This is a genomic window from Oceanibacterium hippocampi, from assembly GCF_900172325.1.
GTDB lineage: Bacteria > Pseudomonadota > Alphaproteobacteria > Sneathiellales > Sneathiellaceae > Oceanibacterium > Oceanibacterium hippocampi.
The window spans coordinates 982,101-995,550 of the sequence record NZ_FWFR01000001.1 but is presented as its reverse complement, the minus strand read 5'-3'; the positions used below and the strand labels follow the sequence as shown (position 1 = coordinate 995,550).

General features: G+C 66.0%; 14 protein-coding genes. 6 read left to right on the top strand and 8 right to left on the bottom strand.

The genetic code is table 11. The features are described 5' to 3' along the window. Positions 1–54 precede the first annotated feature (54 nt). Positions 55–597, top strand: coding sequence for a hypothetical protein (locus tag OCH7691_RS04655; RefSeq protein WP_085882213.1), 543 nt, complete (start codon positions 55–57; stop codon positions 595–597). Here the strand turns inward: OCH7691_RS04655 and OCH7691_RS04650 are convergent. Beyond that, positions 557–1,462 (bottom strand): sigma-70 family RNA polymerase sigma factor, encoded by a 906-nt coding sequence (locus tag OCH7691_RS04650; RefSeq protein WP_085882212.1) that lies wholly within the window; start codon positions 1,460–1,462, stop codon positions 557–559. The genes OCH7691_RS04655 and OCH7691_RS04650 overlap by 41 nt on opposite strands. A 162-nt stretch (positions 1,463–1,624) precedes the next feature. On the opposite strand from OCH7691_RS04650, the gene OCH7691_RS04645 reads away from it, so the two are divergent. After that, the gene (locus tag OCH7691_RS04645; protein ID WP_085883503.1) at positions 1,625–2,191 is read left to right on the top strand and encodes a glutathione peroxidase; all 567 of its coding nucleotides are present in this window, start codon (positions 1,625–1,627) and stop codon (positions 2,189–2,191) included. 26 nt (positions 2,192–2,217) lie between these two features. Here the strand turns inward: OCH7691_RS04645 and OCH7691_RS04640 are convergent, their stop codons facing one another. Both OCH7691_RS04640 and OCH7691_RS04635 read right to left on the bottom strand, forming a co-directional pair. Then, positions 2,218–3,249, bottom strand: a complete 1,032-nt coding sequence (locus OCH7691_RS04640) for an NAD(P)/FAD-dependent oxidoreductase (RefSeq protein ID WP_085882211.1) — start codon at positions 3,247–3,249, stop codon at positions 2,218–2,220. Between the two features lie 94 nt (positions 3,250–3,343). Next, positions 3,344–4,519 carry a pyridoxal phosphate-dependent aminotransferase gene (locus tag OCH7691_RS04635; protein ID WP_085882210.1) on the bottom strand — a complete coding sequence of 392 codons (1,176 nt, stop codon included), beginning with the start codon at positions 4,517–4,519 and terminating at the stop codon, positions 3,344–3,346. A gap of 159 nt (positions 4,520–4,678) precedes the next feature. Between OCH7691_RS04635 and OCH7691_RS04630 the strand changes: the two genes are divergently transcribed. Both OCH7691_RS04630 and OCH7691_RS04625 read left to right on the top strand, forming a co-directional pair. Next, positions 4,679–5,710 carry a cobalamin-independent methionine synthase II family protein gene (locus OCH7691_RS04630; RefSeq protein WP_085882209.1) on the top strand — a complete coding sequence of 344 codons (1,032 nt, stop codon included), beginning with the start codon at positions 4,679–4,681 and terminating at the stop codon, positions 5,708–5,710. 455 nt (positions 5,711–6,165) lie between these two features. Next, positions 6,166–7,035, top strand: a complete 870-nt coding sequence (locus OCH7691_RS04625; RefSeq protein ID WP_085882208.1) for a LysR family transcriptional regulator — start codon at positions 6,166–6,168, stop codon at positions 7,033–7,035. Positions 7,036–7,045: 10 nt separating this feature from the next. Here the strand turns inward: OCH7691_RS04625 and OCH7691_RS04620 are convergent, their stop codons facing one another. The 5 genes from OCH7691_RS04620 to OCH7691_RS04600 all read right to left on the bottom strand — a co-directional run bounded on the left by OCH7691_RS04620 (position 7,046) and on the right by OCH7691_RS04600 (position 11,223). Further along, the gene (locus tag OCH7691_RS04620) at positions 7,046–7,813 is read right to left on the bottom strand and encodes an ABC transporter ATP-binding protein (RefSeq protein WP_085882207.1); all 768 of its coding nucleotides are present in this window, start codon (positions 7,811–7,813) and stop codon (positions 7,046–7,048) included. After that, positions 7,810–8,583: an ABC transporter permease gene (locus tag OCH7691_RS04615; protein ID WP_085882206.1), complete on the bottom strand. Its 774-nt coding sequence runs from the start codon at positions 8,581–8,583 to the stop codon at positions 7,810–7,812. The genes OCH7691_RS04620 and OCH7691_RS04615 overlap by 4 nt, the downstream gene beginning before the upstream one ends. A 25-nt stretch (positions 8,584–8,608) precedes the next feature. Then, the gene (locus OCH7691_RS04610; RefSeq protein WP_085882205.1) at positions 8,609–9,352 is read right to left on the bottom strand and encodes a phytanoyl-CoA dioxygenase family protein; all 744 of its coding nucleotides are present in this window, start codon (positions 9,350–9,352) and stop codon (positions 8,609–8,611) included. Continuing rightward, positions 9,349–10,368 carry a dihydrodipicolinate synthase family protein gene (locus OCH7691_RS04605; RefSeq protein WP_085883502.1) on the bottom strand — a complete coding sequence of 340 codons (1,020 nt, stop codon included), beginning with the start codon at positions 10,366–10,368 and terminating at the stop codon, positions 9,349–9,351. Before OCH7691_RS04605 ends, OCH7691_RS04610 begins: the two co-directional genes overlap by 4 nt. Positions 10,369–10,554: 186 nt before the next feature. Beyond that, a complete protein-coding gene (locus tag OCH7691_RS04600) occupies positions 10,555–11,223 on the bottom strand; it encodes a TetR/AcrR family transcriptional regulator (RefSeq protein ID WP_085882204.1) in 669 nt (222 codons plus the stop codon). Positions 11,224–11,394: 171 nt separating this feature from the next. On the opposite strand from OCH7691_RS04600, the gene OCH7691_RS04595 reads away from it, so the two are divergent. Continuing rightward, positions 11,395–12,390 carry an ABC transporter substrate-binding protein gene (locus OCH7691_RS04595; protein ID WP_085882203.1) on the top strand — a complete coding sequence of 332 codons (996 nt, stop codon included), beginning with the start codon at positions 11,395–11,397 and terminating at the stop codon, positions 12,388–12,390. 200 nt (positions 12,391–12,590) lie between these two features. After that, on the top strand, positions 12,591–13,448 hold the full coding sequence (locus tag OCH7691_RS04590; protein ID WP_085882202.1) for a hypothetical protein: 858 nt from the start codon (positions 12,591–12,593) through the stop codon (positions 13,446–13,448). The last annotated feature ends 2 nt before the right edge of the window (positions 13,449–13,450 follow it).

The window sequence follows — 13,450 nt, the reverse complement described above, 5'->3', positions numbered from 1 at the left end:
GTGACGATACACGATATACGTGCATTCTTCCTGTAATTGTGCTACTGATTTCGCATGCTCGCAGATCCCGAAGCCGAGATCTCGCGTCTGGCGCGTCTCGATGCCATGCTCCGTGACGCCATAGCGTCATGCCGCGAGGGCGACGAGGCGTTCGACCTTACACTCCTCCTGCTCGAGCGGGCGCGGCGGGCCGGCGCCGGCCGCCTTCCCCATGCGCTTCTGCGCGCCAGTTTCCTCGACGCGACGGTCCGGGCGATCGTCACCGCCCTGATCGACGACCCGGCCTTTCGCCTGTTCCTGGGCCAGGGCGAACAGCCGCCGACCGCGCGCGTCGCCTATCGCCTGCTGCTGGCGCGCTGCGGGGCCGGCCGACTGGGGGACGTAGTGGCAGATCCGCGGTTGCTGTTCCGCCTGCTGGCGATCCAGGACGCCTTCCTGATACAGGGCATGCCGGGCGACCGGCCCGAGCCGCCGGACGACGGCGCCCGGGCCGCCCGGATCGTGCCGCTCCGCGAATCCGCGCCGGCCGCCGGGACAGCGGCGGAAGACCCGACGGTCAGGCGTGCAGGTGACCGAAAGCGTCGTGGATGTCGGTGATCCCGTAGTCCGAAAGCCGCTTCCGGAGCTGCTCCTTGATCCGGTCGAGGGCGCGCTTTTCCAACTGCCGGACCCGTTCCTTGCTGACCCCCAGATCGCTGCCCAGGTTGGCAAGCGTCGCCGGCTCGTCGTCGAGATGACGGCGCCGCACGATATATCGCTCGCGCGCCGGAAGAGTACCGAGCGCATCGGCGATCCAGGCACTGCCGACGCCGCGATCGACGCTGTCGCCAACCGCCATTTCCGGGGTCGGTCGCTCGTCGACGATCAGGTCCGACAGCACGAATTCGCCGTCCTCGCCGCGCGGCGCATCGAGCGACAGGTTGGACGAGGTGACCTGGACTAGCAGGCGTTCGACCTCGGCTCGGCTGACGCCCGTCTCCTCGACGATCAGGTCGACCGCGGCCGACATGTCGCCGGGTTCGCTGGAGGCGGCATGGAGGGCGGTCAGCCGGCGCAGCCGGTAGAACATCGCCTTCTGGGCAGAATTGGTGCCGATGCGCACGATCGAGGTATTGCGCATCACGAAATCCTGCACGGCCGACCGGATCCACCAGGTCGCGTAGGTCGAGAAGCGGACGCCGAGCGTGGGGTCGAACTTCTCGACCGCCTGGAGCAGCCCGAGATGACCCTGCTGGATCAGGTCGCTGAGCGGCAGGCCCGACCGCTGCCCGGTAAGGGCAATCGATATTGCCAAGCGCATGTGGGCGCGGATCAACTCGCGCATGGCGATCTCGTCGCGATGTTCCACCCAGCGGGTGGCAAGTTCGACCTCGCGTTCCCTGCTCAGCAGTGGCACTTTCATCGATTCGCGGATCAGGCGCTGGTTCGCGGCGACCGTTTCCCGACTTTCCCGTGCTGCCATCGTTGCCTCCTGTCGCTCGCAGTATTTTACACTTTAGTATTACATCGCAAATCACCACTTGGATCGCCCGACGCAGGAATTATTCGCGTATAGGACGTATCGGCCCGCCGGCCAGGCGCGCGAAACGGGGCCGGCGAGGGCCGCAGGATGTTGGAGGAAGAAATGAGGGATTGGCACAAGGCCGCGCTTTCCGCCGTGTTTCTGGCGATCCTGTTCGCGCCATGGCCGGGCGCGCGGGGCGAAACCATGAACGGTGCCCACGCCTATCACTTTTCCGCGATTGACGGCGGCGAGCTGCCACTTGGGCAATTCGCGGGCAAGGTCATGCTGATCGTCAACACGGCCTCGTTCTGCGGCTATACCCCGCAGTACCGCGCCCTGCAGGCGCTCTACGATCGCTTCCGCGACCGCGGCCTGGTCGTCATCGGCGTGCCGTCGAACGACTTCGGCGGCCAGGAGCCGGGCGACGCCGGCACGATCAAGACCTTCTGCGAAACCACCTACGGGATCGATTTCCCGCTCGCCGGGAAAAGCCGCGTTCGGGGCGGCGAGGCCCATCCGTTCTATCGCTGGGCGGCGGCGGAACTGGGTGGCGAGGCGGCGCCGCGCTGGAACTTCCACAAGTATCTGGTCGCTCCCGACGGGAGCCTGGTGCGCGCCTTCGCGACCGCCGTCGAGCCGGACGACCCGTCGCTGGTCCGCGCGATCGAGGCGTTGCTGCCGGGCTGAGCGGGCCTCTTGTCAGCCGCCGGCGGTCAACCGTTCTGGCCGGCCCCGGCGCGCCGGGTCGTGGCGGCGTCCTGCTCGCTCAGCGCGACCAGGCGGTCGCCGAGTTCCAGGCCGGAGATATAGGCGCTTTCCACGCGGGAACCGAGGCACCAGTCGCCGCAGGCGCCGATGCCGAGCACGGGGTCGTAGAGACAGGGCTTGCCGAGCGGCGCAAGCGGCTGGGCGTACGGCCAGAAATGGATCAGGCTGACGTCCGGCGTGATGTCTTGCCGCCCGATCGCACGCAGGAAGGCGTCGGTCATGATCGCCGCGACCTCGGCCTCGGGCTTGTCGCGATGCTCCTCAGACCAGCCGGCGGCGGCGTGAAGCAGCCAGGTCTCGGTCCCGTCCCGTCCCGGCTTGGCGTCGTTGCGGGCGATCCAGGACAGCACGCCGTCCTCGATGAAGGCGCCCTCGAAACCGACGCGCAGGCGATCGCGGAAGCCGAGCATCACCGCCCAGCAGGGTGAGAGCGGCGCCTGCCGGGCATCGCCTGCCAGCGCCGGGGCGATATCGGCGAGAAGCGTCGCGGCCTGTTGTGCCGGCACCGCGACGGCGACCGAGCGAAAGCGTCCGAGGGAGCGACCGTCGGCGTCGATCAGTTCGGTTTCGCCTGCCTCCCGGCGGAGCGACGCGACCGGGCTGCCCAGCCGCAGGTCGATACCCCCGGCAAGGCTGGAAATGGCACTTTCCATGTTCGGCACGCCGACATAGCGCATCCGGAAATCGGCGGTCTCGGCCGCGCCCTCGCGCAGCACGACGATCCGCCCGTGCCACTGGGTGACGCGGCCGGCGCCAAGCTGTTCGGTGAGCCAGCTTCGGAAGCGCGGATCGCTGGCAGTGAAATATTGCGCGCCGTGATCGACCAGCAACGCCTCGCAGGCATGGCAGCGCATGCGCCCGCCGGGCAACGCCTCGGCTTCGAAGACCGTGACCGCGACGCCGCTTTCGGAGAGCCGGCGCGCACAGGCCAGCCCCGCCATCCCGGCGCCGATTACCGCAACCCGTGTTTCCGCCATATCCGACACTCGATACGCACCTGCCGTTCCACCCCTCCGCCGGGAAGCCTAGCACCAGCACATGACAAGCGCGAGTCCGCCCGATGCGGCCGGATCAGGCCCGCCCGAGCGCCGCTGTCAGCCGATCCAGCGCGTCGGAAAGGACAGCCTCCGAATTGGCGAAGCAGAGCCGGAGGCAGCTTTCGTTGCCCGGCCCGAAGGCCGAGCCCGGCGAGAGCCCGACGCCGTGGCGACGCACCAGGTCCTGGGCGAAGGCGAGGCTGTCGTCGATGCCGTCCACGGCGAAGAAGGCGTAGAAGGCCGCTTCCGGCCGGCTGATCCGGACCCCCGGCAGGGCGGCGAGGCGCTGGAAGACGATCTCGCGGCCGACCCGGCAGCGTTCGATCATCGTCGCCAGGAAGGCCTCGCCCTCGGTCCCGAGGGCGGCGACGCCGGCATGCTGCACGAAGCTGGTGGCCCCGGTGTTGTTGATCCCGGACAGGTCGCCGATCGCGGCCCCCAGTGCCGGCGGGTGAACCAGCCAGCCGAGCCGCCAGCCGGTCATCGCGTAGGCCTTCGAGAAGCCGTAGACGACGAAGACCGGGTCGTCCGGCTCGATCATCTCCATCATCGAGGGGGCATGCGCGAAACCGTTTCGGGGCGCGTCGTAGACGATCCGGTTATAGACCTCGTCGGCGATCAGCCAGATGCCGCGCGCCCGGCAGAAATCGAGGATCGCGCGCTGCTCCTCCGGCGACATCACCCAGCCGGTTGGATTGCCGGGCGAGGCGATGAAGAAGGCCCGGGTCCGCTCATCGCAGGCCGCGAACAGCTCGTCGAGGTCGAGCTGCCAGCCGCCCTCGCCGTCGCGAAGCCGGACATGGCGGCTCTCGCCGCCCATCGCGGTGACGCACTGGACCGCGTTCGGCCAGACCGGCGAGACCATGACCACATTGTCGCCGTTGCCGACCAGGCACTGCATGGCAATCATGATCGCGGTCATCGCCGAGGCGGTCGCGGTCACCCGCTCGAGCGCGACCGGTCGGCCGAACAGCGCCTCGTTATAGGCGGCGATGGCGTGCCTCAGCGCCGGCAGCCCGCGCTTGTTGACATAGCGCGTGTGGCCGGCCCGCATCGCCGCGATCGCCGCCGCCTGGACGAACTCGGGCGTCGCCATGTCGGACTCGCCGAACCAGAGCGGCATGGTGTCGGGATAGTCCAGGGCGAGCTTGGAAACTTCGCCGATCTTCTGGATTTCCATCCCGGCGATGACGTCGCGAATGCCGCGCATGAGGCGCCTCGTTGATACGATCCGATCGCCGGGAGAATAGCCGGGCGGATGCAACGCGGAAACGGGCAATCGCCAGCGACGCGCCGTCTTGCCGCCCCGTCGCGGCGTTGATAGGCTTTGTAACCAAACAGATACGCGAACCGGAAAAGAGAGACGGCGATGAGCGACACGGAACCCCGCATCAAGACCACGGTGGTCGGCTCCTATCCGGTGCCCGACTGGCTGGTGTCATTGCCGTCCGAGCAGGCGCTCGTCGACGCGACCCGGGTGGTCATCATGACCCAGGAACAGGCCGGCATCGATGTCGTCTGCGACGGGGAGCTTTACCGCTTCGACGTCAACCATCCCGAGACCAACGGGATGATCGAGTATTTCGTGAAGCCGATGAGCGGGATCCGCTCCGAGCTCAGCTTCGCCGAACTGCAGGATTACCGCGGCGAGGCCGGCATGCGCTTCCGCACCCGACCGCCGGGAATCGTCGACGGCCCGGTCGGCGCCGGCTCGCTCGACCTGCAGAGTGCCGCGGCACGAGCTCGCGCGATCGCCAGCAAGCCGCTCAAGTTCACCGTGACCGGCCCGCACATGCTGGCCAAGACGCTGATGGACCGCCACTACGGGACGACCGCCGAACTCTGCCTGGCGATTGCCGATGTCCTGGCCGAGCAGGTCCGTCATGTCGAGGCCGACATCATCCAGCTCGACGAGGCCAACCTGCCCGGTCATCCGGAAGAATGGGAATGGGCGGCGGAAGCGATCAACCGGGTGCTGGACGCGGTGCCGACGACGCCGGCGGTGCATCTCTGCTTCGGCAATTACGGCGGCCAGACGATCCAGGACGGCACCTGGGCAAAGCTGATCGACTATCTGAACAGCCTGCATGCCGACCATATCGTGATGGAGAACGCCCACCGGCCGATCGAGGAACTGGCGATCTTTCGCGAGCTGTCGCCGAAAATCGGGATGGGCCTCGGTGTCGTCGACATCAAGGCGAACGACATCGAGAGCGCCGACGAGATCGCCCGCGCCATCGAGCATGCCGAAAGCATCCTCGGGGCCGGCCGGGTCCGTTACATCCATCCCGATTGCGGCTTCTGGATGCTGAAGCGGCCGATCGCCGACGCCAAGATCCGGGCGCTGTCCGCCGGACGGGATCTCTACGAGGGTCGGTCCCGGCGCGCCGCCGCCGAATAGACCCCGACGCCGGGCCACGGCGCCCCGAACGAATACGGCCACGCCGGTGAGGCGTGGCCGTAGCACAGGCCGGTGGCCACCGAAGTGGCACTCCGAACGGAACCTCGTCGCCGACCATGGGTGCGAGGCTCGCATCGACATCGAACCCTGGGGGGTGCTTGATCCGTGCTTCTTCGGGGAAGCGCGTGTCGATACACGGTCGGCGACGGTTCCGGCGACCTACTTCTTCGGGGAAGCGGGCTTGCTACCGGTCGCGGCGGCGGGCTTGGCGGCGGACGGTTTGCCCTGCGGCTTCGCGGGGGCAGACGGCTTGCTCGGTTTCATCTTGTCTACTCCGGTTGACAGCGGAAATTCGCTGTACGGAGATCAATGTCGTGCGCGTCCATAAATTTGACAAGTTAATATTTTAACGGTCTTGTATCGAAAATATCGATTGAAAACAAAGGCGCCCGCCCATGGACATCGCCCAGGCAAGAACCTTCCTCGAGGTCATCGCAAGCGGCAGTTTCGTTGCCGCAGCGGAGCGTCTGCACATCACCCAGTCGACCGTCAGCGCGCGGATCCGGGCGCTCGAGGGCCAGCTCGGCCGCAGCCTGCTCGACCGCGGCCGGGCCGGCGTGCAGATGACCGCCGCGGGCAACCAGTTCTACCGCCACGCGGCGGCCATGGTCCGGCTCTGGGAGCAGGCGCGCCACGATGTCGGCCTACCCGAAGGGATGCAGGCGACGCTCGCCATAGGCGGCCATTTCTCGCTCTGGCAAGGACTGCTTTTCCCCTGGATCGCGGCCTTGCGCGAAGCCCAGCCGACCCTGGCGCTGCGCGCCGAGTACGGGTTCTCCAAGGACCTGATGCAGGCGCTGATCGACGGCACGGTCGATGTCGCGGTGATCTACGCGCCGGAAGCCCGTCCGGGCTTCGTGGTCGAGCCGCTGCTGGAGGAGGAACTGGTGCTGGCATCGACCGAGAGCCCGGCGCCGCCCCGCCCGGGGGACGGCTATGTCTTCGTCGACTGGGGCCCGGAATTCCAGCGGGACCACCGGCTCAACTTCCCGGACCTGGAACTGCCGACGCTGAATTCCCGGCTCGGCGCACTCAGCCTGCAGTTCCTCACCGCATTCGGCGGTTCGGGCTATTTCCCGCGCCGGGTGGTCGCGCCGGGCATCGCCGCCGGGATCCTGCATGTCAACGAGCGGGCGCCGGTCTTCAGCTATCCCGCCTACATGGTCTATCCGGTCGCGGCGCCGAACGAGTTTCTCGATATCGCGCTCGACGAACTGCGCCGGGTCGCGCAGGACGCGGCGCCCGATTCCGAAGGGCAGGCGTGAGAGGCGGCGTCTATTCCATGCCCAGCAGGGCGTAGATGCGCCGGGTATATTCGCCGAATTTCTCGCTCGTCTTCATGCTGAGCGTTCGCGGATAGGGCAGGTCGATCTCGAAATGATCGGCCATCCGGGCCGGGCCGGCGGTCAGCACGGCGCAGGTCGAGGCGAGGAAGACCGCCTCCTGGATGCCGTGCGTCACGAAGATGATGGTCTTGCGGCTTTCCGACCAGATCCGCAGCAGCTCCAGGTTCATCTTCTCGCGGGTCAGCGCGTCGAGCGCGCCGAACGGCTCGTCCATGAGGATCAGCTTCGGGTCGTGCACCAGCGAACGGGCGATCGCCGCGCGCTGCTGCATGCCACCGGAAAGCTCGTAAGGATAGGATTCCTCGAATCCCGCGAGGCCGACCATGGCCAGCAGGTCGCGCGCCCGGTCGCGCGCCGGCCTCATCGGCAGGCCGAGGATCTCGGCCGGCAGGAGCACATTATCGATGATCCGCCGCCATTTCAGCAGCAGCGACTGCTGGAACACCATGCCGATGTCCCGGGTCGCGTCGAACGGCGTCGAACCGCCGCCGATCGTGACCGTGCCGCCATCATGGGGATGCAGCCCGGCGAGGATCTTGAGCACGGTCGTCTTGCCGCAGCCCGACGGGCCGACCAGCGAGACCAGTTCGCCCTCCTCGATCTCGAGGCTGACGTCGGAGACGGCCAGGAACTCCTGTCCACGGCTGCGATAGAACTTGCGAACCCCGTCCAGCCGGATGAATGCGTCAGTCGTCAATAGCTCCCCTCCAGGCGACGGTCGCCGACCACGAACAACCGTTCGAGGATCAGCACGATGGCATAAAGCGCCACGCCAACCAGTGTGATCAGAAAGACGGCGAGGAACGACGCGGCCGTATCGAGCGTCACCTGCACCTGCAGCATGAGATAGCCGAGCCCCTCCTCGGAGGCGATGAACTCGCCGACGATGGCGCCGGCGACCGCGAGGACCACCGCCACCTTCATGCCGGAGAAGATGTAGGGCAGCGAGCCGGGCAGCTGGATCTTGGTGAAGATCTGCCAGCGCGATCCCTTGAGCGAGCGCACGAGGTCGAGCAGGTCCGGTTCGACCTCGCTCAGGCCCCGTTCCGTGGTCAGCAGGATCGGCAGGAAGCAGATCGAGAAGGCGATCATGATGTTCGGCCACAGGCCGTAGGAGAACCAGACGATGATGATCGGGCCGAGCGCCACCTTCGGGATCATGTTGGCCGAGACGATCAGCGGCATGAAGGTCGACGACAGGATGCGCGACCAGGAAAAGATCAGGGCCAGCCCGACCCCGAAGATCACCGCCAGGAAATAGCCGCCGAAGATCTCGGCCGCCGTGACCAGGGTATTCCGCGTCCAGTCATAGTTGGAAAAGATCGCCATGGCCGTGTCGACCGGGGTCGGCGCGACATAGGACGGCACATCGCCGAGAACCACCCAGAATTGCCAGAGGGCAATCACCAGGACGTGGATGAATATGGCGAGGCTGTAGCGACGCAGCCAGTTGGCGAACTTTTCCATCAACACTACGCTCCCTTGTCCGGCGTCAGGCGATCGCGACGATCAGACTATCATCATACGGCAAAGCCGGCGTTGCGAAGACAGTGGAATCGTTCACGAAATGCATCGCCACCGCACGGCGCCACCGGTTCGACCGGTTGTCGGCCGACTGGTGCAGGGTATTGCCATGATGGAAGGAGATGCCGCCCTTCGGCACCGGGGCCGGGGTCATGGTCTGCTTGGCGATGTCCTCGGGCGTGAGCTGGAGATCGAAAGCCCGCCCCTCGGGCGCGACATGGGGATAGATCGGCCCCTTGTTGCTGCCGTCGGCGAAATGCAGGCAGCCGTTCTCGATGGTCGCGTCGTCGAGCGCGAGCCAGGCCGTCACCATGCCGTCGCGATCGTCGCAGCCGAAGTAATAGTTGTCCTGGTGCATGGGCTTCGGCCCGCCGATGCTGGGCGGCTTGCAGAAGATCTGGCTGAAGCGGACCGAGAGCCCGTCGCCGATGATCTGCCGGACCAGCGAGGTCAGGCGCGGGTCGCCGGCGATCGCGCGGAAGGAGGGACGGAAGAAAACCGGGTTGTCGAGCTTGCGGAGAACCGCCTGTCCGGCCGGCGAATCTTCCAGGTACCAGCGCTTCTCCTGCTCGCCGAGACCGGAGAGGAACTCGTTCCCCCAATCGATCATGTCGGCGACGAGGGCGTCCATCTCGGCAGCCGTGAACACGTCCGGAACCGTCACGTGGCCATCGAGCCAGTAGGTTTCGAGCTGTTGCTCAGTCATCGTCATTCGAGCCACCTCCCCAAATTGTCAGCGACGAACGCGTCGTCCGTCAGGTCAGGGTAATCGCGCGCGACACGGGTGAGCTCCTCCGCCTGGCCGGGGCTCAGCCCCTCCTCCGGATCGAGACACCAGATGCCGGCCATCAGGCCCTGCCGGCGCAGGACCTCGTGGCAGCCGGCGATCACGCCCTTGAAACCGTTCGCGGCGTCGAAGACGGCGCTGTTCATGTCGGTGACCGCGGCGTCGAGCGCCATCAGGTCGGGATCGATCGTGCCGGCCTCGACCGCGGCCCGGCAGCGGGCATGCAGGCGCACCGCGCCGCCGGTCCAGACCGACCAGTGGCCGAGCAGCCCGCCGACGATGCGCATTTCGACTTCCGCGCCGTCGCGCCGGATCCGGAACGGGGTCAGCAGGTCGCCGACGATATGATCGTCGTTCCCGGTATAGAGCGTGACCCGATCCTCGGCCCGGGCGGCGACCACGCCGCGCACCACGTCGAGCGTCGCATAACGGTTGAACGGCGCGATCTTGATCGCGATGACATTCTCGATAGCGGCAAAGTCGCGCCAGAATTCGAAGGACAGCTGCCGGCCGCCGACCGCCGGCTGCAGGTAGAAGCCGACCAGCGGGATTACCTCGGCGACGGCCTTGCAATGGGCGATGATCTCGGCTTCGTCGGCCGTCTTGAAGATGGCGAGGCTGAGCAGGCCGGCATGATAGCCGAGCGCCCGCGCGGTCTCGGCCTCCCGAATCGCCTGCTCCGTGCGCCCGACCAGCCCGGCGATCATCGCCAGCGGACGGTCGGTCCAGGCGGACGCGGTCTCGGCGGCGAGCCGGAGCACCGGCTCGTAGAGCCCGATATCGCGGATCTCGAACTGGGTGGTATGGACGCCGACGGCGACCCCGCCCACCCCGGAATCGATGTAGTAGCGGGTGAGTGCCCGTTGCCGACGTTCGTCCAGCTTGCGATCGGCGGTCAACGCCAGCGGGTGAGCCGGAATCACGGTTCCGTTCCGCAGCATCGTCCTGACGTCCGCCGGGATCTGTGTCCGGTCGCGCGTCACTCGCACCTCCCTCGTCAAGTAACCAGACAGATACTTATGAGTTGTGGACGGGAGATGTCAAGCGGCAACGCGCAGCATCGTCGGAGCGACTTGCAATCGATGCTGGAGGATCCCGAACGACGCCTGTCGGCCGGGCCCGCCGGCTCAGTCGCCGGTCGCCGAACCGGGGCGGAGATAGCTCATGATAACCTCGACGACATGTTCCTGCCGGGCGGACATCTCGGATCGCGCACGCAGGTTGCGGCCGAAGATGGTGGTCAGCGTATGGATGTTGGAAAGGTAGAAATAGCCGAGGCTGGCGATCGAGATGTAGAGTTGGACCGGATCCACCCCCTTGCGGAAAGCCCCGGACGCCTCGCCCCGTCGGAGCAGGTCGCTGATCGTGTCGACCAGCGGCGAATGCAGCTCCCGGATACGCGTCGACTGGCGGAGATGCACCGCCTTGTGGAGATTCTCGGAGTTCAGCAGGCTGATGAACTCGGGGTTCTCCAGGTAATGCTGCCAGGTGAAGGCGGCCAGCTTGCGCATGCCCTCTTCCGGGCTCAGGCCCTTCAGGTTGAGTTCGGCCTCGCTGGCGCGAATCTGCTTGTAGACGGTCTCCAGCACGGCAAGGAAAAGGCCATCCTTGTTGCCGAAATAATGGTAGATCATCCGCTTGTTGACGCCGGATCGCTCGGCGATCTCGTCGACCCGGGCGCCGCCCAGTCCCTTGGCGGAGAACTCGCCGATCGCGGCGTTCAGAATGAGCTCCCGCGTCCGCTCCGGATCCCGCCGGACGACGGTCCGGGTCGCATCGCCGATCTGCTCTGACATGGGCGTCTCTGTCTTGTTCTACGAGGGGCTCTGCCGTTGACAGCCGATTTGCGTCCAATTATCGTTTAGTAACTAGGAAGTTACAACAAAATGGCGGCACGGCTGCGGGAATATAGGCCAAGCGGCAAGCTTGCGCGACCGGTTAGCCCTCAAACGGGGAGAGATCATCCGATGTTGAAAGTAGTGAAATGGCTGGCCGCCGCATGCGCGGCAGGTGGCATGATGGCGGCGCCCGCCCAGGCAGGCACCGAGATCAACTTCATCCTGAACTGGATCGCCGGCGGCGACCACGCCCCCTATTACTGGGCACAGAAGAACGGCCTCTACGAGAAGGCCGGCATCGATCTCAATATCGAGCAGGGCAAGGGCTCATCGAAGTCGAGCCAGTTCGTCGGCGTCGGCAAGAACGAGATCGGCCTCGCCGACCTCGGCACCGCGCTGGTCGCCAAGGGCAAGGACGCGGATCTTGTCGCGGTCTACAACGTCTATGCCAACTCGCCCTACGGCATGTACTGGCTGAAAAGCTCGGGCATCAAGGACGTCAAGGACCTCGCCGGCCGCAAGATCGGCACCCCGGCCTGGGACGCGGCCCGGACGATGTGGCCGGCGCTCGCCAAGTCGGTCGGCATGGACCCGGACTCGGTGACCTGGGTGAACGTCCAGCCGAATGCCAAGCTGTCGGCGCTGAAATCCGGCTCGATCGACGCCACCACCTCGTTCTACAACATCCACCACATCTTCCAGCGCGAGCTCGGCGAAGACATGGGCTTCTTCCCCTGGAAGGAATACGGCATCAACCCGTACGGCAACTCGATCATCGTCAATGGCAAGTTCCTGAAGGAACACAAGGACGCGGTCGCCGCCTTCGTCAAGGTGACCCAGAACGCCTTCCACGAATGCGCGGTCAATCCCGATCCCTGCGTCGAGGCCCTGGTCGAGGCCAATACCGGCCTGACGGCGGAGAACGAGAAGCAGAACTGGCTGCTGGTCGCCGAACTGATGAGCGACGAGACCTCGCGCAACGTCGCGCTCGGCTATTTCAAGCCGGAACGGATGGACGCCGACTACGAACTGGTCGAGGCTTATTTCAATCTCGAGAAGCCGTTCGACATCAACGACGTCTACACCAACGAATTCATCGACATGTCGGTGAAGATGCCGCAGTAAGGCGATTGCCCGGCGCCGGCCCTGAGGGGCGCGGCGTCGCGGCAGTCACCTGGAAATCGAGCCGGCCGCGCGTCCCGCGGCCGGCTTTTTTCGTGCCCGCCCAGCGGCGCGAACATCACTACCCTTCGCAACCCTTTATGGATTGTGGCTTGCCAACCAGACCTCGGCATCGAACAATCGGGTGACAGGTGGAGGGGACCATGAAGCCATTGCCGGTCATCGCGACCGTCGTCGACAGCTACGGCCATTTTTTCCGCCATGTCGGGACCTTCGTGCGGATCGGCTGGCTCTGGCTGCTGGTGATGGCGACACTGTCCTGGATCGTGCCGGAACTGACCGGACCCGAACCGTCCGGGTCGGAAATCCCGCAGATGCCGGGGGTCGGCACGTTCCTCTTCATCCTGCCGCTTTATATTCTCATGGGGTTCCTGTGGTCGGCGATCGCCGTCGCATGGCACCGCCATATCCTGCTCGGCGAACAGCCGGCCGGCCCGATCGGCGCGCCGCTGAACGGTACCGTCGTCCGCTTCTTCGTCGCTTCGGTCCTCTATTTCATCGGCTTCTACGTCGTCCTGTTCCTCGCAATGTTGCCAGCGGGCGCAATCGCCATGATGACGCAAGGCGGTTCGCCGGCAGGCGGCGCGCTCGCCATGCTCATCGTATCGGTCCTGGCGGTGACTGCGTGCCTCCTCTATCTCCGCTTCTCGCTGATCTTCCCGGCGATCGCCATCGGCCGACGGGATTTCGGCCTCCGCGACGCCTGGCAACACGCCCGCGGCAACAGCTGGCGGATCTTCTTCATGTGGTTCCTCGGCCTGCTGCCGCTGATCGTCGTCAACCTGATCTGGCTCTGGGCCTGGTCGACGGCGTTGTTCTCGACGGTCGGCGGCGATTGCGGCTTCGGCAATACGGCCTGCATGGAGGAAGCGATGACCGGCGGCCGCTTCATGGCCACCAACTTCGTCGCCAACGCGCTGCTCTCGCTGCTCTATTACGCGGTCTCGATCGGCTTTCTCTCCTTCGCCTATCGCCGGCTGGTCGAGGAAGCGAACGCGTAAGC

What these genes read in the sequence shown, in the direction of transcription:
- OCH7691_RS04645 (WP_085883503.1), top strand. Translation starts at nt 1,625, where the DNA reads ATGAGGGATTGGCACAAGGCCGCGCTTTCCGCCGTGTTTCTGGCGATC.
- OCH7691_RS04600 (WP_085882204.1), bottom strand. Translation starts at nt 11,223, where the DNA reads ATGTCAGAGCAGATCGGCGATGCGACCCGGACCGTCGTCCGGCGGGAT.
- OCH7691_RS04610 (WP_085882205.1), bottom strand. Translation starts at nt 9,352, where the DNA reads ATGACGATGACTGAGCAACAGCTCGAAACCTACTGGCTCGATGGCCAC.
- OCH7691_RS04655 (WP_085882213.1), top strand. Translation starts at nt 55, where the DNA reads ATGCTCGCAGATCCCGAAGCCGAGATCTCGCGTCTGGCGCGTCTCGAT.
- OCH7691_RS04640 (WP_085882211.1), bottom strand. Translation starts at nt 3,249, where the DNA reads ATGGCGGAAACACGGGTTGCGGTAATCGGCGCCGGGATGGCGGGGCTG.
- OCH7691_RS04625 (WP_085882208.1), top strand. Translation starts at nt 6,166, where the DNA reads ATGGACATCGCCCAGGCAAGAACCTTCCTCGAGGTCATCGCAAGCGGC.
- OCH7691_RS04650 (WP_085882212.1), bottom strand. Translation starts at nt 1,462, where the DNA reads ATGGCAGCACGGGAAAGTCGGGAAACGGTCGCCGCGAACCAGCGCCTG.
- OCH7691_RS04590 (WP_085882202.1), top strand. Translation starts at nt 12,591, where the DNA reads ATGAAGCCATTGCCGGTCATCGCGACCGTCGTCGACAGCTACGGCCAT.
- OCH7691_RS04615 (WP_085882206.1), bottom strand. Translation starts at nt 8,583, where the DNA reads ATGGAAAAGTTCGCCAACTGGCTGCGTCGCTACAGCCTCGCCATATTC.
- OCH7691_RS04595 (WP_085882203.1), top strand. Translation starts at nt 11,395, where the DNA reads ATGTTGAAAGTAGTGAAATGGCTGGCCGCCGCATGCGCGGCAGGTGGC.
- OCH7691_RS04630 (WP_085882209.1), top strand. Translation starts at nt 4,679, where the DNA reads ATGAGCGACACGGAACCCCGCATCAAGACCACGGTGGTCGGCTCCTAT.
- OCH7691_RS04635 (WP_085882210.1), bottom strand. Translation starts at nt 4,519, where the DNA reads ATGCGCGGCATTCGCGACGTCATCGCCGGGATGGAAATCCAGAAGATC.
- OCH7691_RS04605 (WP_085883502.1), bottom strand. Translation starts at nt 10,368, where the DNA reads ATGCTGCGGAACGGAACCGTGATTCCGGCTCACCCGCTGGCGTTGACC.